This is a genomic window from Pseudothermotoga thermarum DSM 5069 (assembly GCF_000217815.1).
Taxonomy (GTDB): domain Bacteria; phylum Thermotogota; class Thermotogae; order Thermotogales; family DSM-5069; genus Pseudothermotoga; species Pseudothermotoga thermarum.
The window spans coordinates 152,181-175,355 of record NC_015707.1; the positions used below are offsets into that span (position 1 = coordinate 152,181).

Annotated in this window: 20 protein-coding genes and 3 pseudogenes; 13 read left to right on the top strand and 10 right to left on the bottom strand. The window is 40.1% G+C overall.

Annotation, left to right across the window (positions count from 1 at the left end; translation table 11 throughout):
- Positions 1 to 12 precede the first annotated feature (12 nt).
- The 6 genes from THETH_RS00775 to THETH_RS00800 all read left to right on the top strand — a co-directional run bounded on the left by THETH_RS00775 (position 13) and on the right by THETH_RS00800 (position 7,962).
- Entirely contained in the window at positions 13 to 2,055 is a 2,043-nt protein-coding gene (locus THETH_RS00775; RefSeq protein WP_041446337.1) for an alpha-glucuronidase family glycosyl hydrolase, read from the top strand.
- A gap of 15 nt (positions 2,056 to 2,070) precedes the next feature.
- Entirely contained in the window at positions 2,071 to 3,171 is a 1,101-nt protein-coding gene (locus THETH_RS00780) for an aldose epimerase family protein (protein ID WP_013931483.1), read from the top strand.
- Positions 3,172 to 3,192: 21 nt separating this feature from the next.
- Complete coding sequence (xylA, locus tag THETH_RS00785) at positions 3,193 to 4,518, top strand: xylose isomerase (RefSeq protein ID WP_013931484.1); 1,326 nt, start codon at positions 3,193 to 3,195, stop codon at positions 4,516 to 4,518.
- A 12-nt stretch (positions 4,519 to 4,530) separates the two neighbouring features.
- Positions 4,531 to 5,991, top strand: a complete 1,461-nt coding sequence (gene xylB, locus THETH_RS00790; RefSeq protein WP_013931485.1) for a xylulokinase — start codon at positions 4,531 to 4,533, stop codon at positions 5,989 to 5,991.
- Positions 5,992 to 6,003: 12 nt separating this feature from the next.
- The gene (locus THETH_RS00795; protein ID WP_013931486.1) at positions 6,004 to 7,599 is read left to right on the top strand and encodes a glycoside hydrolase family 2 TIM barrel-domain containing protein; all 1,596 of its coding nucleotides are present in this window, start codon (positions 6,004 to 6,006) and stop codon (positions 7,597 to 7,599) included.
- 126 nt (positions 7,600 to 7,725) lie between these two features.
- A complete protein-coding gene (locus THETH_RS00800; RefSeq protein ID WP_013931487.1) occupies positions 7,726 to 7,962 on the top strand; it encodes a hypothetical protein in 237 nt (78 codons plus the stop codon).
- Here THETH_RS00800 and THETH_RS00805 read toward each other — a convergent pair.
- The gene (locus THETH_RS00805; protein ID WP_041446485.1) at positions 7,959 to 9,188 is read right to left on the bottom strand and encodes an IS256 family transposase; all 1,230 of its coding nucleotides are present in this window, start codon (positions 9,186 to 9,188) and stop codon (positions 7,959 to 7,961) included. The two genes, THETH_RS00800 and THETH_RS00805, sit on opposite strands and share 4 nt — an antisense overlap.
- Before the next feature lie 81 nt (positions 9,189 to 9,269).
- On the opposite strand from THETH_RS00805, the pseudogene THETH_RS11120 reads away from it, so the two are divergent.
- A pseudogene (locus tag THETH_RS11120) lies at positions 9,270 to 9,386 on the top strand (IS3-like element ISKol7 family transposase); the annotation flags it as partial.
- A gap of 75 nt (positions 9,387 to 9,461) precedes the next feature.
- A pseudogene (locus tag THETH_RS11125) lies at positions 9,462 to 9,716 on the top strand (integrase core domain-containing protein); the annotation flags it as partial.
- 258 nt (positions 9,717 to 9,974) lie between these two features.
- Here THETH_RS11125 and THETH_RS10880 read toward each other — a convergent pair.
- The 3 genes and pseudogenes from THETH_RS10880 to THETH_RS10890 all read right to left on the bottom strand — a co-directional run.
- Positions 9,975 to 10,184 (bottom strand): annotated as a pseudogene (locus THETH_RS10880) (ATP-binding protein); the annotation flags it as partial.
- The gene (locus THETH_RS10885) at positions 10,127 to 10,348 is read right to left on the bottom strand and encodes a hypothetical protein (protein WP_245530512.1); all 222 of its coding nucleotides are present in this window, start codon (positions 10,346 to 10,348) and stop codon (positions 10,127 to 10,129) included. The pseudogene THETH_RS10880 and the gene THETH_RS10885, both read right to left, overlap by 58 nt.
- A 139-nt stretch (positions 10,349 to 10,487) precedes the next feature.
- Positions 10,488 to 10,919, bottom strand: a complete 432-nt coding sequence (locus tag THETH_RS10890) for an ATP-binding protein (protein WP_052295949.1) — start codon at positions 10,917 to 10,919, stop codon at positions 10,488 to 10,490.
- Between the two features lie 226 nt (positions 10,920 to 11,145).
- Between THETH_RS10890 and THETH_RS00820 the strand changes: the two genes are divergently transcribed.
- Positions 11,146 to 12,285 carry an ATP-binding protein gene (locus THETH_RS00820; protein ID WP_013931489.1) on the top strand — a complete coding sequence of 380 codons (1,140 nt, stop codon included), beginning with the start codon at positions 11,146 to 11,148 and terminating at the stop codon, positions 12,283 to 12,285.
- 27 nt (positions 12,286 to 12,312) lie between these two features.
- Here THETH_RS00820 and THETH_RS00825 read toward each other — a convergent pair whose 3' ends face one another.
- Positions 12,313 to 13,554, bottom strand: a complete 1,242-nt coding sequence (locus THETH_RS00825) for an MFS transporter (RefSeq protein ID WP_013931490.1) — start codon at positions 13,552 to 13,554, stop codon at positions 12,313 to 12,315.
- A gap of 179 nt (positions 13,555 to 13,733) precedes the next feature.
- Between THETH_RS00825 and THETH_RS00830 the strand changes: the two genes are divergently transcribed.
- Both THETH_RS00830 and THETH_RS00835 read left to right on the top strand, forming a co-directional pair.
- Positions 13,734 to 14,180, top strand: a complete 447-nt coding sequence (locus THETH_RS00830) for a hypothetical protein (protein ID WP_013931491.1) — start codon at positions 13,734 to 13,736, stop codon at positions 14,178 to 14,180.
- An 11-nt stretch (positions 14,181 to 14,191) separates the two neighbouring features.
- A complete protein-coding gene (locus tag THETH_RS00835) occupies positions 14,192 to 15,184 on the top strand; it encodes an AIR synthase family protein (protein ID WP_013931492.1) in 993 nt (330 codons plus the stop codon).
- Between the two features lie 65 nt (positions 15,185 to 15,249).
- Here the strand turns inward: THETH_RS00835 and THETH_RS00840 are convergent, their stop codons facing one another.
- The 3 genes from THETH_RS00840 to rlmD form a co-directional block, all read right to left on the bottom strand.
- On the bottom strand, positions 15,250 to 15,921 hold the full coding sequence (locus tag THETH_RS00840; protein WP_013931493.1) for a SagB/ThcOx family dehydrogenase: 672 nt from the start codon (positions 15,919 to 15,921) through the stop codon (positions 15,250 to 15,252).
- Positions 15,922 to 16,237: 316 nt separating this feature from the next.
- Positions 16,238 to 17,200, bottom strand: a complete 963-nt coding sequence (locus THETH_RS00845; RefSeq protein ID WP_013931494.1) for a redoxin domain-containing protein — start codon at positions 17,198 to 17,200, stop codon at positions 16,238 to 16,240.
- 65 nt (positions 17,201 to 17,265) lie between these two features.
- Positions 17,266 to 18,597, bottom strand: a complete 1,332-nt coding sequence (gene rlmD / locus THETH_RS00850) for a 23S rRNA (uracil(1939)-C(5))-methyltransferase RlmD (RefSeq protein ID WP_013931495.1) — start codon at positions 18,595 to 18,597, stop codon at positions 17,266 to 17,268.
- Positions 18,598 to 18,698: 101 nt separating this feature from the next.
- Here rlmD and THETH_RS00855 point away from each other — a divergent pair, with 101 nt between their 5' ends.
- Positions 18,699 to 19,322: a redox-sensing transcriptional repressor Rex gene (locus THETH_RS00855; protein ID WP_013931496.1), complete on the top strand. Its 624-nt coding sequence runs from the start codon at positions 18,699 to 18,701 to the stop codon at positions 19,320 to 19,322.
- 53 nt (positions 19,323 to 19,375) lie between these two features.
- Positions 19,376 to 21,892, top strand: coding sequence for an adenosylcobalamin-dependent ribonucleoside-diphosphate reductase (locus THETH_RS00860; protein ID WP_013931497.1), 2,517 nt, complete (start codon positions 19,376 to 19,378; stop codon positions 21,890 to 21,892).
- 33 nt (positions 21,893 to 21,925) lie between these two features.
- Here THETH_RS00860 and THETH_RS00865 read toward each other — a convergent pair whose 3' ends face one another.
- Positions 21,926 to 22,600 (bottom strand): GntR family transcriptional regulator, encoded by a 675-nt coding sequence (locus tag THETH_RS00865; protein ID WP_013931498.1) that lies wholly within the window; start codon positions 22,598 to 22,600, stop codon positions 21,926 to 21,928.
- Between the two features lie 6 nt (positions 22,601 to 22,606).
- Positions 22,607 to 22,954 (bottom strand): DUF1292 domain-containing protein, encoded by a 348-nt coding sequence (locus THETH_RS00870; protein WP_013931499.1) that lies wholly within the window; start codon positions 22,952 to 22,954, stop codon positions 22,607 to 22,609.
- Between the last annotated feature and the right edge of the window lie 221 nt (positions 22,955 to 23,175).

Here is a 23,175-nt window from a genome sequence, read left to right on the forward strand (position 1 = left end):
AGGCATGTTATGATGCCAAACGGTTATGAAATGTGCTGGTTGGATTACAAAAAGCACTGCGATGTTGATAAAAATGAGCTTTCCAAATGGTTTTCCTACATTTGCCTTTTTGATCCGACAGACGAGTTTCAAGTGGTCAAAGAGGAGCTTGCAATCTTTGTAACTGATTTTCTTGGATTTCGTCCCAGGTTTTTCAAAGTTTTTCCAAAGCAAGGTAGACATGTTTTGATCGGCAAACTTTCCGACTTACCAGTTGAAGTGAATCTTGATGAACAGTTGTCTGAAGAAGGATTTGTGTTGAAGTACGTAAAAAAGCAAGACGCCGAATTTGTCATCATTACAGGCATATCGGCTGCTGGTGTACTCTATGGTACGTTTGAGTTCATCAACAGAGTTAGAGTTGGTGAAGATTTGAGAAAACTGAACGTTGTTTCCAATCCAAAGATCAAACTTCGCTTTCTCAATCATTGGGACAATTTGGACGGCACAATTGAACGTGGATACGCTGGAAAATCTATATTCTTTTCAAACAACAAGATTTTGCTGAACCAAAGGACTAAAGATTACACTCGTTTAATTGCCTCAATTGGGATAAATTCTGTTGTGATAAACAACGTGAATGTTCGTCATGCTGCTTTAAAACTGATAGAACCAGCTTACTTGAAAAGATTATCGCAGCTTGCACAACTGTTTCAACGTTATGGCATAAAGCTGTTTTTAAGCGTCAGTTTTGCTTCACCCATTCATCTTGGAGGTCTTGATACAGCTGACCCGCTTGACGAAAGAGTAAAGAAGTGGTGGAAAGAGAAAGTCAAACAAATTTACGATTATATACCGAATTTTGGTGGATTTCTCATAAAAGCTGATTCCGAATTCAACCCCGGACCGCATATGTATGGAAGAACTCAAGCTGACGGAGCAAACATGTTAGCGGAAGCACTCGAACCGTTTGGCGGTTTGGTTATATGGAGAGCATTTGTTTACAACTGTCAGCAAGATTGGAGAGACTACAAAATTGATAGAGCTAAAGCGGCTTACGATATTTTCAAACCATTGGATGGTCAGTTTGCTGATAATGTTGCAATTCAAATAAAATATGGTCCAATGGATTTTCAAATAAGAGAGCCTGTTTCCCCTCTCTTTGGTGGCATGGAAAAAACCAATCAAATATTAGAGCTTCAAATAACTCAAGAGTATACAGGTCAGCAAATTCATCTTTGCTACCTTGGAACGATGTGGAAAGAAATATTGGATTTTGATACTTTTTCAAAGGGAAATAATTCCTTCGTGAAAAGAATAATTGATGGTACACTTTATGGTAGAAAAAACAATGGAATAGCAGGGGTGGCCAATATAGGTGATGATCCAAACTGGACAAGTCACGATCTTGCCCAAGCAAATCTTTGGACCTTTGGGAAGCTTGCTTGGGATCCAGATGAAGATGTGAAGAAAATCGTGGAAGAATGGATAAAACTCACCTTTGGAGATGATGAGTTAGTGGTTAGAAATATCAGTTATATGCTTTTGAACTCAAGAGAAGTTTATGAAAGTTATACAACACCCTTTGGTCTTGGATGGATGGTAAATCCAGGACATCACTACGGTCCAAATCCGGAAGGGTATGAGTACTCACATTGGGGTACCTATCATCGAGCCAATTGGGAGGCAATAGGGGTTGATAGAACTTCCAGAGGGACCGGTTTTACCTTGCAGTACCACGAACCATGGCGAAGTATTTACGATGACATCCACAAATGTCCTGAAGAGCTATTGCTGTTTTTCCACAGAGTTCCATACAATTTCAAGATGAAAAATGGAAAAACGTTGCTGCAAAACATCTACGACTTACACTTTGAGGGTGTTGAAAAGGTGCAAGAATTTATCAAGTTGTGGGATGAACTCGAAGGTAAGATCGATGCGGTAAGATTTTCAAGAGTAAAGAAAAAATTGCAACTTCAATTAGAGCATGCAATTGAATGGCGCGATGTTATAAACACGTACTTTTATCGAAGAACAGGTATAAAAGACGAAAAAGGTCGCAAAATTTATCCATAATTTTTGGAGGTGAAAATGTTGAAAATATTCCAAAACAAGCTGATTCAGAAAAATTTGTTTGGTCTATCGTCCAAAGGTAAATCTGTTTATCAGTATACCTTAAGCTCTGAAAGTGGTTTGGTATGCAAAATTCTAAATTATGGTGGAACGATCAAAGAACTTTGGATTCCAGATAAAAATGGCAAATTGATCGATGTAGTCTTGGGCTTCGATACTTTAGAAGAATATGAAAAATTTAATTCAAGCTACTTCTTTGGCAGTATTATTGGAAGGTATGCAAACAGAATAGCAAATGGAAGGTTTCAAATTGACAATAAAATTTATCAACTGCCTTTGAACGATGGTGATAGGCCCAATACACTTCACGGCGGATTAAATGGTTTTCACAGTGCTGTTTTTGATGCTGCTTTTGAGGAAACAAATTCCAAACAAGCGGTGTTAGTTTTGAAATATAAAAGCTCAGATGGTGAAGAGGGTTTCCCAGGAAATCTTGATGTTACTGTGACTTACACTCTTGCCGATTTGCAGCTTGTTGTGGAATACTTCGCGACCACTGACAAACCAACAGTTGTCAATATGACGCAACATTCTTATTTCAACCTATCGGCAAAAGACACTATTTTGGATCACTATTTGGTTATCAATGGTGATTTCTACACGCCTGTTGATGAAAATCTGATCCCAACAGGTGAAATAAAACCTGTTGAAGGAACCGCACTTGATTTTAGAAAACCGAGAAAAATTTCAGATGGTATATCGCAAATACTTCAAGAAGGTTTTTTAGGGTACGATCATAACTTTGTCATCAAAGGCAAAGTGGGCGAATTGCGATTTGCAGCTGCTTTATTTGAGGAAAGCACCGGAATCTGCATGGAAGTTTATACTACACAACCTGGTTTGCAACTTTACACTGGTAATTACCTGTCAAATGTTCGTGGCAAGCATGGTCGAATCTACAACAGATATGCTGGTTTATGTTTAGAAACTCAAAACTTTCCAGATGCACCAAATCATGAAAATTTTCCATCCGCTTTGTTGTTACCTGGACAAGTTTATCATCACAAAACAATTTATAAATTTAGATATTTTGACAAATTGCCGATGAATTTTGAATAAAAAAAGAAAGGAGAGGTGAACATGAAATTCTTCAAGGAATTTCCAAAAATTGAGTACGAAGGTCCAACAAGTACAAATCCTTTGAGTTTTAAGTATTATAATCCAAACGAGATCATCGATGGTAAATCTTTGAAAGATCATCTTAAATTTTCCGTTGCCTTCTGGCATACCTTTGTTGGTGCAGGCAGTGACATGTTTGGCGATGGCACTTTTGATAGGCCTTGGAATCGTTTCAGTGACCCAATGGACAGAGCTTTCGCAAGAATAGACGCGCTTATTGAATTTTGTGAAAAGCTTGGTATCGAATATTTCTGTTTTCATGATCGCGACATAGCTCCAGAGGGAAAAACACTACGTGAAACCAATCAGATGCTTGACAAAGTTGTGAATTATTTAAAAGAAAGGCTTAAAGGAACCAATTTGAAACTTTTGTGGGGAACTGCAAACTTGTTTTCTAACCCTAGGTACTGCCAAGGTGCTGCCACATCACCTTGCGCGGATGTTTTTGCCTACGCTGCTGCGCAGGTTAAAAAGGCACTTGAGATCACCAAAGAACTTGGAGGCCAAGGTTACGTATTCTGGGGCGGAAGGGAAGGCTATGAAACTCTTTTGAACACCGACATGAAACTCGAGCTTGACAATCTTGCAAGGTTTTTGAGTATGGCTGTTGACTATGCGAAAAAGATAGGTTTCAACGGCCAATTCATGATTGAACCAAAACCAATGGAACCGACAAAGCATCAGTATGATTTCGATGCAGCACACTGTTTGGCATTTTTGAAAACTTATGGTTTGGATCCTTACTTCAAATTCAACATTGAAGCAAACCATGCAACCTTGGCAGGTCATACTTTTGCGCATGAACTAAGATATGCTAGAATAAATGGTAAATTCTGTAGTATCGATGCGAATCAAGGTGATCTAATGCTGGGGTGGGATACTGATCAATATCCAACAAATATCTACGAAACAACTTTGGCAATGTACGAAGTAATAAAAGCGGGAGGATTTACAACAGGTGGTTTGAACTTTGATGCAAAACCAAGAAGGGCATCGTACACCTTACGTGATCTTGTACTTGGGCACATCGTTGCCATGGACACCTTTGCACTAGGATTTAAAATTGCCCATAGGATTATCAAAGATGGAAAGATAGATAAAATCATAGAAGAAAGATATGCAAGTTACAACGAGGGAATAGGTTTGAAAATAAGAAACAACCAAACGAACTTTGAAGAACTTGAGCAATACGTTTTGGACAAAGAAGTTGGGGTACCTGCTTCTGGAAGGCAGGAAGAACTTGAAATGATGTTGAATTATTACATCCTTACAACCGTAAAATGTTGAGGGGATGAGAAGATGTACGCTGGAATAGATGTTGGTACAACTTCGGTAAAACTTATAGTTTTTGATTGGGAAGGGAACATAGTTTTTCGCCAATCGCAAGAACTTCCAATCAGTTCACCAAAACCTGGGTGGTATGAGCAAAATCCAGAGGACTGGTGGGCAGCTGTCAAAGTTTTACTGTCAAAATTGGCAAAAACCAAAATTGAACCCAAAATTATAGGCCTAACAGGTCAAATGCATTCTCTTGTTCTAGTTGATAAAGCTGGGAATGTTTTAAGACCTGCAATTCTTTGGAATGACCAGCGCTGTTACCTGGAAACCAAAATTTTAACTGATCAATTAGGCGGAGAAAAAGTCGTTATTGAAAGACTTGGAAATCCAATACTCACTGGATTCACCGCTCCGAAGCTTCTTTGGGTTAAAAACAACGAACCTGAGGTTTACAAAAAAGCAAGTACATTTATGCTTCCAAAAGATTTCATAGCATGGAAATTAACTGGTAAAATTTGTACTGAACCAAGCGATGCGTCAGGTACATCCCTGTTCAATGTCAAAGAAAACAAATGGGACGAAGAAGCCTTAAAGGTTTTTTCAGACTCGCATATACAACCCCCACAGGTTGTTCCGTCTCAGGCCGTGGTGGGGGAAGTGGTGGGGGGTGTGACGAGGGAGATCGGGTTTAAAACTCGGCCCCTCGTCGTTGCAGGAGGGGCAGACAACGCCTGTGCTGCACTTGGAATGAACGCCTTCATTGAGAATGTGATGGTTATAAGTGTTGGCACAAGCGGAACGGTAATATTAACCAACAAAAGTTATGTTCCAGATTTAACCGGAAGAGTTCATACCTTTAGACATGTGATCAACGATATGTTCTATCATATGGGCGTGGTGCTGTCTGCTACTTTTTCTCTCGATTGGTTTGCACGGTTGGTGAATAATCAAGATGTAGGATCGTTGATAGAGGAGCTCGAGAACACCAAACCCTGCCATAACGGAATCTTTTTCTTACCGTATCTCAGTGGTGAAAGAACCCCGCATAAAAATCCTGATGCGCGAGGAGTATTTTTCGGCCTTTCCGGAAACACGGATAGAAAAGCTTTGACCAGAGCAATTTTGGAGGGCGTTGGTTTTGCTTTGAGGGATTGTAGAGATGCTATACAAGATCTAGTCAGTACACCAAAAGTTGCGAAGATCACCGGAGGAGGTTCAAGAAGCGAACTTTGGATTAAAATCATTGCAAGTATTTTGAATGTTAAACTTGAACGGCTGACAAAGAACGAAGGAGCTTCAACAGGGGCTGCAATGCTAGCAGGAATGGCAGATGGTGCGCCCATCGAAAAATGGAACCAAGTTGAAAGCACATTCTTACCAGTTGAAGAATGGACAAAAGTCTATGAGGAAGGAATAAAATACTACAGAGAACTTTATTCATCGTTGAAAGAACTAATGTCAACAACAAGAAAGCTTGAATAACAGGTGAAGGATATGCAGCTACTTTTTGATAGCAACATGAACCACTGGGAAAGGATCGATATATTACACATTAACAGGATGCCAAGTAGGTCTTATTACATACCATATCATGATCTTAGTATTGCTTTAAACTTCCAGCCTGGCTGTTCCAGGCTGGTTCAATTCTTAAATGGAGCTTGGAAATTTAAGCTTTTGAACACGCCGTATGATACACCAGAGGATTTCCCAAAAGAAGATTTTGATGATTCAAATTGGGATCAAATCAAAGTTCCTGGATGCTGGCAAATGCAAGGTTTTGGTAAACCTCATTACACAAGTTTTCTTTACGTAATTCCATTGAACCCTCCAAAGGTTCCGGCCGAAAATCCAACGGGTTTGTACAGAAGGAAGTTTTTCATCCCAGAGGACTGGAAGGACAAAAACATTTGGTTGAGATTCGAAGGAGTTGACAGCGCCTTCGATGTGTGGATCAACGGACAGATAGTGGGTTACAGCACGGGAAGTAGACTTCCTGCGGAATTTGATATAACCGATTTTGTACGTTTTGGTGAAAATACGATAGCAGTTAGAGTTTTCCAGTGGTCAGCAGGAACCTTCCTTGAAGATCAGGATATGTGGTGGTTGAGTGGTATTTTCAGAGATGTTTATCTTTTAGCAAGGCCAAAAGGGCATTTATATGATATATTTGTGCAGACTGATTTAGATGAGGAATATAAAGATGCAAAGCTGAAAGTCAAAACACTTTGGAAAAATCCCATAGGTAAAAAGATTTGTTATCAGGTTGAATATAAACTTGTTGACGAACAAATGAAAGAAGTTATCAAGCCTGTGATCTGGGATGAATTTATTTTGGATGCAGAGCAAAAGGAATTTGAAATTTCCGTTGATGTGGAAAATCCAAAGAAATGGACCGCCGAAACTCCAAATTTGTACACTCTTGTTGTGATTGTAAAAAGCCAAACTGGACAAGTTTTGGAAATCATACCAATTAGAATTGGCTTTAGAAAAATTGAGATCAAAGATGGTTTAATGCTTCTAAACGGTGTACCTATAAAGTTGAAGGGTGTTAATCGTCACGACTTTCATCCTGATCTTGGTCGAGCTGTTCCAATCGAATGGATGATTGAAGATGTTGTGATGATGAAAAAGCACAACATAAATGCAGTTAGAACCTCTCACTATCCCAACCATCCGCTTTTTTACGATCTTTGTGATCTATATGGTTTATACGTTATAGATGAAGCAGATCTTGAATGCCATGGTTTTGCGTTAGTGGGAAAAATAAACAAGTTAAGCGACGATCCAACATGGGAAAAAGCCTATCTTGATCGTGTTGAAAGAATGGTTCAAAGGGACAAAAATCATCCATCTGTCATAATGTGGTCGCTTGGAAATGAATCGGGTTTTGGAAGAAATCACGAACAAATGGCTAAACTTTGTAAAAGCCTGGATCCAACACGCCCTGTTCACTACGAGCCAGATCAGCAAGGAAAAGTTGTTGACATTTTAAGTACAATGTACACACACGTTGAAAAACTTGAAGAGCTTGTTAAGACTGATTCAATGAAAAAACCTGGAGGTGTCAACTTAAGCCGGGAAATACGATAAAATAAACAAAAACCAACTCTTCTCACCGAAAGGAGGTTTCCGTAAAGATGAAAGTTACAACAACAAATATCACCGAGTACCTATACCAAATTATACCAAACCTTTTTCAAAGACAAAGAGTTCCACATGAGGCGAAAGTATGAACTTGCATTAAGGAAGGCAGCAGCCATAATTGGAGTCAGTCATGAAGCCTTGAGGAAATGGTGGGCAAGAATGAAAGAAGAGATATTTGCTGAGAAGATAGAAGGCAATGCAGTAGTAGCTATAGACAAGATGAAGGTGAACATAAATGAGGTTAAGAGGAAGAAAGTGATCTATGCGTTGGTCAGTAAGACACGAGAGAAAGGCAAAGCAGAGACTTAGGGTGAATTTTGTGTCTGGACAAAATACCTCAGTTGAAACATCTGGTTCAGCTCATACATACATCCCTTTACCCTCATTATCCCGTTCCTCCATTTTGTCTCCCTCAGGTTCTTCCTGTGCAAATATACGCTTAACTCCAATAGCTCAACACTCCCAAAATATCCCCCACTTTTAATCCTTACTCGCTCTATCTTGCTGTTTATGCTCTCCACCGCATTCGTCGTGTATATGTATCCCCTCAATTCCTCAGGATATTTCGTATATGCCACGTATTTCTCTTTCTTACCCTCCAAATATCTCACAAAACTCGGATACTCCTCTTTGTACTTCTCAAGCAGCTTCCCCATCTTCCCTAATGCCTCTTCATAGCTGAGTTTCTTCAATTCGTCCAACCCTTCCTTGAACCCCTTCGCATCCTCTCGCTTCATTTGCCTATCCGCATTCCTCTTCAAATGCTTCACACAAAGCTGGTGATCCGCTAATGGATATACCATCCTTATTATCTCCCCTAAGCCACTTAAATCGTCGCTTACTACTACCATCACCCTCTTCAAGCCACGTCTCACCAAATCCTCAAATACCTTCCCCCATTCCACCCTGCTCTCCTTACCCAAATACGTGTACAAACCGTATATGTCCTTCTTCCCCTCCATGTCTATCCCCAATACTATGTAACATACCCCATACCTTACTTTCCCTTCTTCCCTTATCTCACTGTGGTAACCATCTATTATTAGCGCAAATGCCTCACTCGGTAGCTCCCTCTCCTTGAACCATCTCAATTCTTCCTTCAACCCTTCCTTTATCCTCTCAAGCTCCTTCTCCGAGTATGGTAACCCTAACCTCTTCAAAACACTCATTATCTCAGACTCCGAAAACCCACTCGCTATCATCGATTCCAATAACTTAACATACGATTCGTCCAGCCTCTTGTACTTTTCCTTCAATAAATGTGGCCTAAAACCGCCTTTCCTCGTCCTCGGTACTTCAAGTTCCAAAATTCCATACGTGCTGTAAAGATCCCTTTCATACTTCCCGTTCCCTTTGTCCCCTTCCTCAGTCTCAAGATATATCTTTCTCTCTGAAAGCATTATCGTGTTCAAAAGCCTTTCAAACAAATCTGCAAGTGTTTCCCTTTGCTTTTGATCAGAATCATCCGCATATTCCTTAAGCAACATCTCTAAAGACCTTTTCTTGACTTGTTCAAAGTATTCCCTGTCCTCCAGAAATTTGTTCGACATACTTGACACCTCCTTATTGTACAATAATCTTACCACCAGACACAAAATTATCCGAACTCCCATGGGATTAGCCAAGCGCAGTATTACAAATGGAGAGACAGGTTTTTGGAAGCTGGTAGAAGTGCATTGGAAAGCCCAGAGAATGCCAACCAAGTTCAACAACTTGAGAAGAAGATCCAAGAGCTTGAGCAGATCATAGGTAAGCAAGCCATAGTAATAGAGACATTAAAAAAACAGTCATACAGAATGGAGGCGGAGGAGTGCGGGGTTTTAGGGATAAAGCAGGTATTTACGAGCTACAACAATCCGAAAGGGAACGCACTAACGGAGCGGTATTTTAGGACGTACAAGGAGGAGGTGGTATGGGCAGAGGGGGAGATGAGTTATATGGAATTGGTGAAGAAGACGGAGGAGTTTGAAGGATTTTACAACGGGAGTTATCCACACAGCAGTTTGGGATACAAGAGTCCGAGGGAGTATTATGAGAGCTATGAGTTTAGCGAAAGTGCGTAAAAGACTGTCTAAAAATTCGGGGAGCATTACAGGTAATTGTCCTCCAAGAAAAGGCTGCATATCAACAACAGCCAAAAACAGCCAAGCCGGGATTCCAATGATGTTGTCGTCCTTGAATATAATGTCTTTTGTTATGACTATCCCTTTTCCAAAAACGTGCCTCACCGTGGAATAATCGGATTTGTTTATCGTGTTTTGATACTTCAGCTCTATGGGTATCAGCAAGTTATCTGTTTCGCATACAAAGTCAATTTCTTTGCCCTTGTCCGAATACCAAAAGTACGGTCCGCTGTACAGGTTCAGTCCACTAATAGTATCGCTTTCTTTCAACAAATGTCTTAAGATCAACGCTTCCATAATTTTCGGCATTTCAATGGTCTTACCGCTGATTTCCATCACGACTTCTGCTATCATCCTATCAATCGGGTAAGTTTTTTCTGTTTCTTCATCCTCACCGTCTTGCTTGATATGTCCACGTAGAAGACGTTTGCAAGAATAAAGCTATAACCAAGGTATTCAAAATACTTTTGAATAGTTTCTTCACTCTGTATCCTTCCAGAAAAAACATCTTTTAAAGAATTCCATGAAAACCTTTGCCCTACGATGTCTGGTAACTTTTTGAAGATTTCCAAAACACTTGTTCGAGAACCCAAATACTTTTGTGCGTCACCTATCAAGAAATCTTGAAATGCAATCTTTGTGACCTCACCGATGCGTCCCTCTTTGAGAAAATCGGCTATCGCTTTTGGAAAGCCCCAGTTGTCGTGTATTTCAGAAAGTACTCAACAACGTGTCCATACCTTTGGGTAAAAAAAACAAATCTCTGTTGTAACCCTTTCTTCCTGGAAGTCGTTCGCTTGAGATCTTTAAATCATACGCAGACGATCCGGTTAGAACCACCAAGCAATCTTCCAAAAGTCCGATATCCACAAGGTACTTTATGCCGCTCTGCCAATCTTGAATCATCGTTATCTCGTCGATGAACATGTAAGATATCCCGCCGCTTTTTCCGTACAGTTGAAAGAAGTTCTTTATCACTTCTATTAACTCAAATCTATCCTTCAAATCATCGCAGGTTAAAAACAAAATTCTTGACGGTGGAATACCGCTTTCAAGCAATTTTTTGATGTAAAGTTTCAAGAAGGTAGTTTTTCCAACCTGTCTTGGTCCTCGAATGGTGTATTTTGAAGTAACCTTGTGCAAAGACGTTTTGTCACGAGTATGCAAATATAAATCGGTAAATATGGCCAAATTTACCGATTACGATCGGTAAAATTGGAAATCGACAACATTTCATTTGCCGTTCGAACTTGGAACATGTCACTTAATCTTTTCCTTACCCCCGTCCAAACTTTGTCGCTTTTGTCATTAGTGTCGAAATTAGAATCTGCGGTATAATTGAAGCAAATGACTAAAAGGAGATGAAAAGATGAGCAAAGTTGAGCTTTTGAAAAGACTGAGCGACAAGCCATTGAGCAGAAAAGAAACGGATTTGTTCGTCAACAGGGAAAGTGAGATGAATTTGCTGAAGGAAATAGTTGAATATCACTCTTTTGGCATCTTTGGACTTTGTGGAAGAACTGGCTCTGGAAAGACCACACTGCTCAACATGGTGTCTTCCAAAGAGGAAAAAATAGTTCCCATATCTTTGGTTTACCGTGAAAGTTCAGATTCAATTTTGTACAACATGCTTTACTCTCTTGCTGAAAATTTTTTGAAAACCAAAGGTTTGGAAAAACTTGCAAAACAAATAAAAGAATGGATTACCAAAGAAGTGTCGACGGTGAGGGGCTTTAGCCTAGGAGTTTCGCTTGTAGGTTCTGCAAACCTTGACAGTGGAAAAACGACCACCCCGCGTTTCAACATTTTCAAAGCGCACGAATATCTGAGAAAGATTTTGATCCAGGCTAAAAAAGAGTTTGGAAAGGTAGTTCTGTTGATCGACGAGCTGGACAAAGAAAAGAAAGAAGAAGTGATAAAAATTTTGGATTCTTTGAAGTTTGAACTTCTTCAAGAAGACGTGGTTACCATAGTTACTTTACCCCAAAGCATTTACAAAGAGTACATACAAGACAGGTTGAGGATGAACGGAGTGGGAAATCTTGAGAACGTTATAAAAGACGTGGTACTTATCAAAGATTTGCAAGAACATCACATCAAAGAAATGCTGATAAGAAGGTTTGACAAAGATCTAGAATGGCTTGAAGATACATCCATATTGGACGTTCTTGCGAATTTTTCCGATGGAAATCCAAGGGATGCACTTTGGATAACCCAAAAGGTTGTGATTAAACATATCAAAGACAAGAAACTAACTTATGACAGTGTAATAGAAACTATTAAAGAAGTGTCAGAGGAATTTTTGCGAATGCTTTCTCTAACCGAACTTCAAAGAAAAGCTTTAAACGTGTTGAAAGGTTTTTCTGGAACTCGTGAGGAATTTGTCAGTTTGCTGACATCAAAAGGTTTTGCACGATCCACCGCGTACGACATCTTCGAAAAATTTTTGACAAACGGGCTTTTGGTTCAAAAAGAAGGTTATGTCAAGATAACCGGGAAAATAGTTTAAACGACCTTGCAAACCCTTGTGCTATGGTTATTTCAAAGATCTTCTTGGATCAACTACGAATACTGCAAGAAACGCAAGTGAGGCTGTGGTTAAAATCAACGAGAACACGAACAAAAGTTCGTAGCCAAATCGATCGGCCACAAATCCGCAAATCAAAGGTGCAACGAACGAAACAGGTGAAAGGATAAAGTTTTGAATTCCCACATACAGTTCCTTTCTTTTGCCGGAAACCAAATCTATTGTCAAAGCCAAGCTGCTGACATTTCCTGAACTGTTGACTATTCCAAGAAAGACAAATACAAAGTAAGCAAGAAACAAATTGGTGTGGAACAACAAGATTATCGTCGCTGCTATTTGGGCAACTTTACCGATTGCAAGACTGATTTTGTGTCCGTTTTTGTCACCAAGAGGTCCCAACAAAAAAGAAGATACGGCCTGAGAAACCATAAGAACGGCTGTGAATTCTGCCGCCCTGTAGTCGGGTATGGAGAGTTTCCCGGTTATGTAAACTGCCACAAAAGCATTTGAACTTAGACCAAAAACGGTGATAGCTCTTTCTATTATGTAGTTTCGATAATTTGTATCTCTCAAGATATCTTTGATAGCCGCAATGTATTCTGAAAATCTTTTATGCGATTCGATTTTTACTTCATCGGGTGGTTCTCTGTTCAAACAAAGGAAAATGAAAGAAAGGCCAAAAGCCAGCGAAGCATAGAGAAAGCAGTATCCAAAGTTATACGGAAATCCATACCTTTGCAACAAATACCTTGCGATTGCAGATCCTCCTATGCTGGCTATGGCACCAAGACCGCTTCCCATGGCAAACACGGTGCCACGTTGTTTGGGATCTATAACCTTTTCGATCATGCTCATCCACGGGGGTCCCAAAAAACCCATCGAAAAGGTTGCAACGGCAAGCAAAAGGAGTACCAAATAAATGGCAAGCTTTTGGTTCAAGCCAGCTATGAAAAAGCTGGTCAGAGCCATGAAAAAGTACGGCAGCCTTTCACCAGCGGTAACACGAAGAACAAGATCAAGCTTTCTAGGATATCTTTCTGCATACCTGGCACCGATCAAAGCCGGCAAGCCCCATCCAAGATTTGCTATGGCAGGAACAAGACCGATTTCAAAGTTCGTTCCACCAAGGTTTTTTATGTACAAAGGAAGCAACGTGGATATAGATGCCATGGTCATTCCCACGTTGAAAAAAGCCATGTCTATCGAGTTGACGAAAAAGTTCCACTTGTAATCTTTTTCGCTCAGCTTCATGTCCAATCCCTCTACAGCCAAATAGCACTTCTAGTCTAAAACATCACTAACGGCGCAGTCAAGAACAAAGGCAATCAAACAGCAAATCAAGCATCAAACAAAAATCGATGTAGAATATGATTGATGTTAAAATTCAACGTGAAACATCAAATCGTTTTAAGGGAGGAAACAGACTTTTTATGGCCAACTTAACTGAAAAAGAAGTTTATGAAAGATCAATTTTAAGCTTTATCTCACAACTTTCATCCATTGAAAGTGTTGTTCAATTGCCAATAAAAGTGATTGTCGAGATCAAGGGAAATTTCTCAAGTGAATTTATCGCTGGTTTGAATGATATTTTGAAATCCAGAGAAAACTTTCATGGACTTGTGGATGAAAACGAATGTGAGGTCAACCTTGTTTTGGAGTATGGATATGGTTTTCCATACGTTGTCAAAATAGTTTCTAATTCTGATGAAAAAAATTACCAAAGTAAAATCGGTAACCTAAACCGCTATGTGATGGATATTCTTTACCTGATGCACATTTCAAGAATGCTCTACAAAGATTTTCAAATGGAAATGATTATGATGCAAAAGTTACAACAAGGACTAGAAAAAGAGTTTACCGATTTCGATGAAATTTAAAGGGACAGCCTATGAAACTTGGAAAAGTTTCTGAAAAGCTTTTGAAAGAAGTGATATTTAAACATACCGGTTTTAGAAGAAACGAGGTTGTTCTGCACGCCGAATACGGTGAAGACTGTGCTGCCATAGACCTTGGACAAAATCTAGCTGTTGTTACGACCGATCCTATAACTTGCGCCGATGCAAAAAGTGGTTATCTTGCAGTTCACGTGGCATGCAACGACCTTGCAGCTTGCGGTGCAAAACCTGTTGCCATTTTGACGACGATACTTTTACCACCGGAACTTGAAGAGAAAGATTTTGTCGAACTTATGGAACAAATCGACAAAGCTTGCAAAAAACTTCAAATAGAAGTTGTTGGAGGACATACAGAAGTCACCGATGTCGTTCGCAAACCTTTGATCTGTACAACAGCGATTGGCAGTGTTGAAAAAGGCAGACTTGTGAAATCTTCAAATGCCAAACCAGGTGATTGGATAGTCGTTACAAAACACGTTGCGTTGGAAGGAACAGCTATATTGGCTTACGATTTTGAAGAAATACTTTCAAAGAAATTTTCAAAGGATTTCATAGAAAACTGTAAGAAACTTTTAGAGCAAATAAGTGTTGTCGAAGAAGGGTTGATAGCTTCTCAATTGAACGTTTCTGCAATGCACGACATAACCGAAGGAGGCTTAATCGGGGCACTTTGTGAAGTTGCAAAAGCGTCGAAAGTTGGGTTTGAAGTTTATCAAGAGAAAATTCCAGTTCTTTATGAAACCAAAGCTGTATGCGAATTTCTTGATATCAATCCTTTAAAACTTATTTCCAGTGGATCAATGTTGATATGCACTTTCGAGCCGGATAAGCTTGTCGAAACGCTTGAAAAACATTCCATAAAAGCGACGGTGATAGGGAAAATCATCGAGAAAGGTTTCTACTTGGTCGATGGAGTACACAAAAGAATCATTTGCGAGGATTTAACCGACGAGATTTACAAGGTTAGAGAAAGATTTCAAAGGTGATAAACACCTTGTTGATAAAAATGCGGGGGATGCATCCCCCCGCATTTTTGTATCTATAAACTTCGTTATTGTTTTGGATAACCTACTGGTGTTATGTAGATGAGTGTGTATTTTTCAGGTATCTTGAGTACAGCTTGGGCTTGTTCTGCTCTGAATCCAGCTGTTACCACACAACCAAGTCCAAGAGCTGTTGCCTGCAGATAAAGGTTCTGTGCAGCGTGACCGACTTCTAAGTACACGTATTTTGGAGCAACATCAGGATTACCAAGCACCTGTGCTGCTTTCTCCATGTCTGCAGCTATAATAACGCTTATTGGGGCTACTCCTATTGCAGCGGATCCTGTGCGAGCAAGTTGAGCGCGTACATCGCCTTTGAGAATCTGCTTCAAAGAATGCTCAATTGCATCATATTGATAGACACCAGCTTCAAGACCCACTACACCGTTTTCAGAAACCATAACGAAAACTTCCAGTGGGTAAGCCCTTCTTCCAGAAGGCGCTGTTCTAAGCTTTTGCTCAGGTTCAGAGATTCCATATGTTGCCCACAAAAGTTGAGCAAGTTGTTGAAGTGTTAGAGGCTGATCAGTGTAGTCTCTGATAGACCTTCTCAGATAAAGAGCTCGTTCAAGAGACATTGTTCCATCAAAAGCTGGATCTGGAAGCTTGATGACTGTGGCACTTGCAATAGCTGCGAAGACAAAGATCATTACTAGAACTGCCGCAAAAACCTTTTTCACCTGTTATCCCCCCTTTAAAAATGTTGTTTGCAATTTGTGAAAAAATACACTTTTCCTGTGTATTAATATACATGAACTTTCCACTTTTGTCAAGCTATTTCTTCAGATATTCTCATAAGCCCACCATAGGCGGATTGTCCTATCTGGCAGAAAAATTTTGTCTTAGCTAAAAATCTTTAAAATATTTTTACCGCAAAAGATGTTTAACAAATAAAAACAATTTTTCATCTTTCATTAACGCGGTTATTCTTCAATTGCCAAAACAAACAATAGTTACAGAAAAATCGAGAAAAGTTTGAAAAATAAGAAGATGATTCTAAAAAATTTTTAAAATCTTCTCAAATGGCTCTCTTTGTCTTTCTCCAAACTCACGCTCCAAATGTTTCTCGTTTAAACTGTCAAAATTGCCTCGTTTCCCAACTGCTATCAAAGTTATCACAATGCCGTCGATACCAAAGATTTCCTTGACTTTCAATGGATCGTACCCTGCAACGGGGTGAGCCACCAAATTCATTCTCGTGGCTTGTACCATCAAAAAGCCTACGGAAAGTCCTGTGTCAAAAAGTGCATAATTTCGATTATCGCTGAGTTTACAGTCAAAATCCTCCTTTGTGTAGACAACTATCATTGCCGGTGCGTTTTTCATCCAATAGTTTCCACTTGTCAAACTCTCCCAAAGTTTTTCAAGCGTTTGTTTGTCGGTCACAATAATGTACCTCCAAGGTTGGTTGTTAAAACAAGAAGGTGCAAGGTGAGCCGCTTCTATCAATCTAATTAGATCTTCCTTTGGTATTGGATCACTTCTCAAACCTCTGTAAGCTCTTCTTGCCAAGATATCTGGGCTTATCTGTTTGTCCTCTTGCTTTATCCTTTTGAACTCTTCAAGAACTTCTTTCACATGGCCTGGTACTTTGACCTTTAACCAAGATTTTCTTATCCTTCCAAGTGGATCAACGATGAAGGTTGAACGAACTATTTTTCCATTTTCCACCACACCGAATTTCCCCGCAACGGCTTTGTCTGGATCGCTCAAAAGTATTACTTTCAGCTTTCTCGAATCGATGAACCTACAAAGCGCAGGCTGCTTGTCTGGCGAAATTCCCACAACTTTTCCTTCGAATTCTTCAATGTGTGAGGTAAAATCAATTGCTTCCATGCTGCAGCCAGGCGTACCTGCCTTTGGATAGAAATAGATCACCCAATAATCGCCGAATAGGTTTTTGTAGCTAAATTCTTTTCCATAAGCATCCTTTAAAACAAACTCTGGAATTGTTTTCATCGTTATACCTCCTTTTTTTATAAAAAATTATAAAACCATTGTCGCAAAAGAAAGAGGCAACCTGCTCACTGTTTTCTTTTCATGAAAGCCACGCATTCCACGTGGTATGTCTGCGGGAACATATCGAAGGGTTGGATGGATAGAACATTGTACTTTTCGATGAAGAAGGAAAGGTCTCTAGCAAACGTTGAAGGTTCGCAGGAAATGTAAACGACCTTTTCCGGTTCAAGCCTGAGTATTTCTCCAACCACCTTTTTGTCCGCACCTGTTCGTGGTGGATCTAAGACTATCACGTCTGGCTTTTTTTCGAAGTTTTTCAAAAACTCCAAAACGTCGGCTTCTTCAAACCTTATGTTTTTCAAGCGGTTTATGTTTGCATTCGCTCTTCCGGCTTTTACAGCTATGCGGGAGTTTTCCACAGCCACAACGTATCTTGAAAGCATGGCAAGTCTTATAGAAAAGGTTCCAACTCCAGCGTAAAGGTCAAGGATAAGCTCGTTGCCTTTCAATTCCAAAATTTTTGAAACATAATCCACCATTTTTTTCGCAACGAAGTAGTTGTTTTGAAAGAAAGCAGTTGGAGGAATTTGCAACTTTTCATAGTCGAACTCCACTGTTAAGACACCTTCACCGTAAGCTGTTTTGTAAGGTCCCCTTAAGACCACACTGTCTGAAGAGTTCATGACGTGAATTATCGAAGTTATCTGTGGAACTTTCTTCAAAAGGGAGTTTTTCAGCTCTTTGAGTTCGGCAAAACCTTGGGTTTTTGTCACAAATATCACCATCGTTTCATCGTTGGAATGGGAATGTCTTAAAACCAAATGTTTCAACTTTCCCTGACCAGTTTGTCTGTCGTATATGCTCACGCGATGCAGGTCAACTATTTGCGGAACTTCTTTTAAAAGCTTCGAGAATATCTTTGGCGATATTGGACATTCATCGATGGCGACCAATTCGTTAGACCTTCTTTTGTTCACCCCAAGAGATGTTTTTCCTGCGTAAAAGAAATCAAACTCCATCTTGTTGCGGTATTCGAATTCAAGATCACTTGCGACCGTTTCGGCAACCGGTATATCTAACTTTGCAATTCTTTTTATCAGATCTTCAACCATTTCTTTTTTCAACTGCAACTGGTATTTGTAATTTACATCCATCATGTGGCATCCACCGCAGATGCCAAAGTACTTGCAACGCGGCTTAACTCTCTCCTTTGATTGCCTTATCACCTCAACAAGTTGTCCAAAAGCCACGTCGCTTTTTTCTTCGATTATCTGAACCTTAACAAGTTCTCCAGGGTAGGCGTTTTCAACCAAAACAACTTTTCCGTTTGAAAGCCTTCCAATTCCCTTCGCACCGTGAACTATTTTTTCTATCTGCAAAATTTCAACTTTGGCCATATATTTCTCCTCCTTGAACAACACTGCCAACAACATAATTATGGCATATTTTCGTGTATAATCTATTCGTGAAAAGAATAACAAATGAGGGGGGAGGAAAGTTGCAGGAAATTCCAAAACCAACGATACGAAGACTAGCTGTTTACTATCGATGTTTGGAAAGACTGGAACAAAAGAACGTTGAGAAAGTTTCGTCAAAAGAATTGTCAAAAATGTTGAAAATAAAAGATTCACAGGTTAGGAAGGACCTTTCTTATTTTGGAACTTTTGGACGTCGTGGTGTTGGATACAACGTCAAAGAACTTAAGGAAAAAATCAAGGAAATACTTGGTTTGAACAAACAGTGGTCGGTGATAATCCTTGGGGCTGGAAACATCGGAAAGGCCATAGCAAGGTACAAGCAAATTGAAAAAGACAATTTCAAAGTTGTGGCAGTCTTTGATGTTGACAAAAGAAAGATAGGTACTCAAATCACACCAGAGTTAACTGTTAGAAGTTTGGATGAACTTGACGAATTTGTCAAAAAGAACAAGCCTGAAATAGCGGTTTTAGCCGTTCCAGCCGATGCCGCCAATCCACTTGCAGAACGTTTGGAAAAACTTGGTATAAAGGGTATAATATGTTTTGCTCCGGTTACGTTGACCTGTTCTATACCCGTTGAGTACGTGGACATAACCGTCTTTTTCAAGACCTTGGTCCACTTCATTTCCCGTGGTATACAATAGATAGTAACACAATATATAGTATAATTTACCCCCGGAAGGGGGTTTTGATTTTTATGTACAGACAGTTGATCGAAAGGTACAAGCAAAAGCCTTTGTCGGAAAACGCACTCAAGATATTGAAGGAACGTTATTTCTTCAAAAAACCTTCGGGGGAATTCGTTGAAAATTCGTGGTTCGATGTCTGTCGTAGGGTTGCACGTGTTGTTGCAGCTGCCGAGCTGATAAACAACCCAAGACTTGAGAAAATGACAGCTGCAGAAAAGCTTGATTTTGTAAGGCAAGTTGAGTCAGACTTCTTTGACCTTTTGGCGAGCAGGATCTTTTTGCCAAACAGTCCTACGCTGTTCAACGCCGGCATAGGAGCAGATTACGAACTTTTGTACAAGCCACTTGAGCAGATGAAACTAGAAGATTACCAAAAAATTCTCGATTCAAGAAACCACTTACACATGCTTTCAGCGTGTTTCGTCGTACCAGTTGAGGACAGCATAGAAGGCATTTTCAACGCTGTCAAAGAATTTGCGCTCATCACAAAAGCTGGAGGAGGAATAGGAAGCAATTTCAGCGCACTAAGGCCTAAGGGAAGCTTTGTGGCCGGAACGCATGGCAAGGCAAGCGGACCTGTTAGCTTCATGCACGTTTTCAACACAGCTGTTTCAATCGTTGAGCAAGGTTACAGACGAAGAGGCGCTTTGATGGGCATTTTGAACATCGACCATCCAGACATAATGGAGTTCATCGATGCCAAGAAGGGAAACGACGGTGAAAGGGTTTTGAAGTTCTTCAACATCTCTGTTGGAATACCGATGGACAGGCTGGAAATTTTAAGAATGTACGAGAATGACGAGGAAATAGAGTTAAAACATCCAAAGTGGCATCATCCGACGAAGGTTAAGGTTCGCGAAATTTTCAAGAAAATGGCGCAGAACGCTTGGGAAACTGGAGATCCCGGTATGGTCTTTCTAGGCGAAATGAACAAATACTACGCACTTTATCCGTACAGAGAGATCATATCCACAAACCCATGCGGTGAGATAGGTTTGAGTGCATACGAAGCCTGCAATCTGGGCTCGATAGATTTGGCAAAACTGTGCGACGATAAGGGTGTATTCGATTGGGAAAGCTTTGCAAAGGTGATAAGAACGGCCGTTCGTTTTTTGGATAACGTCATAGACGTCAACGTTTTTCCAATAGACAAGATAACCCAAGCTGTAAAGGAATCAAGAAGGCTTGGGCTTGGAATAATGGGATTTGCCGACATGCTTTACAAAATGGAGATCCCTTACAACAGCGAGCAAGCTCGTTCTTTGGCAAAGAATTTGATGGCTTTCATGGCTCTTCATGCGCATGAAGAGTCTTCAAGGTTGGGACAGGAAAAAGGCAATTTCCCGCTTTTTGAGTACAGCAGATATCCAAACGGATTTATTCCGTTTTCGATGGATGTGAGCGATTACGACGATGAAATACGCGAACATTTCAACACGATTGCAAAGAAATACAAAAGAAATGTTGCTGTTTTGGCCATAGCACCGACTGGGTCGATCTCAAACATCGCGGACACTTCAAGTGGTCTAGAACCGAACTTCTTGCTTGCTTATGTGAGGTATGTCAACAAACTTAGCACCAACGAAAGAGAACCTCTTTTCTACGTGAACGAAGTTCTTGCAAAAAAGCTTCCAGAAAATGAGCTTTTAAGGATAAGAGATAGACTGATCGAAGAAGGTTCTTTGAGGAACATAGACATCGATGAAAGGTTGAAAAAGATTTTTGTCGTCGCGCACGACATAGATCCTTTGGATCATCTTCTCATGCAAGAAGCTTTCCAAAGCTACGTGGACAACAACATATCCAAGACGATAAACGTGCCAAACAGCGCAACAGTGGACGATGTTTTGGAGATATACGTTGAGGCTTTGAAGCACAAGATACGTGGGCTGACGGTCTACAGGGATGGATCACTTCAAACCCAGGTTTTAACCTCGGCAAAGGATTTGAAAACAAAGGAAGCTCCAAAAGTTCAGTTCTTCATACTCGACGAGAAAAAACGCTTGAGAGCCAGACCAAGGAAAGAAACTTTGAGAAGCGTGACTAGAAAGTACAAAACTTCTGCTGGGACAACCTACATAACCGTTTCGTTCGACGATACCGGCGAAGCCATAGAAATCTTTCTTTCAAACGGCACAGAAACAGCTGAAGCAATTGGAAGGCTTGCTTCAACTGCTTTGAGAGCTGGTGTATCCGTGGAAGAGATAATAGAACAGCTTTTGAAGGTGAAAGGGGAATACGTAAGAAACGTTGGACTTGAGATTAAAAAGGCAATAGAAGATTTTGCAACGCTTTGGAACTTGAAACAACCCGTTGAGCACCAGATTATACACATCGACGGAACGATGAAATCACCGGAAGAAGTTGAAAAATTCGTTCTTGCAAACAAACTTGAATGGCAAGAGGGATACTATGTTGATCTTGATGGAAACACTTATTGTCCAAGTTGTCTGTCGAAAAATTCCTTGATAAGAAGCGAAGGATGTGTTTCTTGTAAAGTTTGTGGATGGTCAAAATGCAGTTAAAGCGGGGCTAACTGCCCCGCTTGTTTTTTGGTTTCAAAGATGATGAACTTGCTCAATTGTAGCTTCAGGATGATAGTACAACAAGCTGATTGCAACAACTTTGCCAGAGTAATCTGAAAAAACGAGAGTTCTTTTTATTCCAATCGTTTCTTCTGCAATCTGAAGGGATTTGCAAATATTCTTGTTGATCTTCTCAATTGAGATTTTTTCGTTGATTACCGCTATTTTGTCTGACTGCGAGAGAAAATCAGTTGGATGCTGTGTCAATTGCTTTTGGTTTAAAAGCTTTAAAACGTTTGGACAAGCAACTGGATCTACATGACATTTTTCAAAGCAAACGGGTTTTTCGTCGCTCAACCAAAGAATTTCAAAGGTTGCAATGGGAATTTCTTCGTCGAACATTTTGTCTTCCAATTTTTGAACGTCGCTCAAATAACTCTTCAGCAATTTGAAATGCCACAAGTTGCTCATAAAACCAAGCAGAACCTTTTTTGGTTCAAAAACAACGAAGGTACCGCGCCCTTTGATCCTGCGCACGATACCTTCGTCAGCAAGCTGCTTCATAGCTTTTCTTACCGCTTGCCTTCCAACTCCATAGGATTGAGCAAGTTTTTCTTCTTCGGGAAGTTTTTCACCTTTTTTGTAGAAACCAAGCTCAATTTTCTTCTTCAAATCGGAGTAAATAGCCTGCGATAGGTCCGCTCGCAAGCTTCATTACTCCTCCTCTTCGTCCTCGTGATGTTCATGATCATGTTCATTGAGGAACAACATGCTTTGTAGTTCTTCGTCTTTTTCTAGTAGCTCATTCCAAGCTTTGGAAACTTTTTCGAATTCTTCCTCAGATTCTATTGAATCTACGAAAATTCCACCATTTTCATCCTCTCTGACTGCAAACGGGTAAATTTCTCCAAAATCTTGGATGTTTCCGTCTTCGTCAACCATGATTTCTTCGCAGATCCAATACTTTTTCATGCCATCGTCGATTTCCGCAAGGATGACGAAGTGATGCTCTTGTCCATCTTCGTCGGTCAGGACAAAGACTTCAAAATCCTCTCTGTTCATACAAACTCAACTCCTTTCAGACTAAACTTTCCCCACAAACTTTGTGGGCGACAATTAACGCAAACAATAGGATATCACAAAAACCAAAATTTTGTGGGAATATTTGCTGTTGTAAAACAATGATAACACACTTTTTGAAAAAACGCCACTTGATTTGGAGGAAGATTTTTATAAAATAATTTCGGATGGTATCGAAAAAATTTCGAAATCCTAGTATTCCT

Coding starts and splice junctions, on each gene's coding strand:
- xylB (WP_013931485.1), top strand. CDS start 4,531: ATGTACGCTGGAATAGATGTTGGTACAACTTCGGTAAAACTTATAGTT.
- xylA (WP_013931484.1), top strand. CDS start 3,193: ATGAAATTCTTCAAGGAATTTCCAAAAATTGAGTACGAAGGTCCAACA.
- THETH_RS00830 (WP_013931491.1), top strand. CDS start 13,734: ATGGCCAACTTAACTGAAAAAGAAGTTTATGAAAGATCAATTTTAAGC.
- THETH_RS00795 (WP_013931486.1), top strand. CDS start 6,004: ATGCAGCTACTTTTTGATAGCAACATGAACCACTGGGAAAGGATCGAT.
- THETH_RS00800 (WP_013931487.1), top strand. CDS start 7,726: ATGAGGCGAAAGTATGAACTTGCATTAAGGAAGGCAGCAGCCATAATT.
- THETH_RS00820 (WP_013931489.1), top strand. CDS start 11,146: ATGAGCAAAGTTGAGCTTTTGAAAAGACTGAGCGACAAGCCATTGAGC.
- THETH_RS00780 (WP_013931483.1), top strand. CDS start 2,071: ATGTTGAAAATATTCCAAAACAAGCTGATTCAGAAAAATTTGTTTGGT.
- THETH_RS00825 (WP_013931490.1), bottom strand. CDS start 13,554: ATGAAGCTGAGCGAAAAAGATTACAAGTGGAACTTTTTCGTCAACTCG.
- THETH_RS00775 (WP_041446337.1), top strand. CDS start 13: ATGCCAAACGGTTATGAAATGTGCTGGTTGGATTACAAAAAGCACTGC.
- THETH_RS00845 (WP_013931494.1), bottom strand. CDS start 17,200: ATGAAAACAATTCCAGAGTTTGTTTTAAAGGATGCTTATGGAAAAGAA.
- rlmD (WP_013931495.1), bottom strand. CDS start 18,597: ATGGCCAAAGTTGAAATTTTGCAGATAGAAAAAATAGTTCACGGTGCG.
- THETH_RS00835 (WP_013931492.1), top strand. CDS start 14,192: ATGAAACTTGGAAAAGTTTCTGAAAAGCTTTTGAAAGAAGTGATATTT.
- THETH_RS00860 (WP_013931497.1), top strand. CDS start 19,376: ATGTACAGACAGTTGATCGAAAGGTACAAGCAAAAGCCTTTGTCGGAA.
- THETH_RS00870 (WP_013931499.1), bottom strand. CDS start 22,954: ATGAACAGAGAGGATTTTGAAGTCTTTGTCCTGACCGACGAAGATGGA.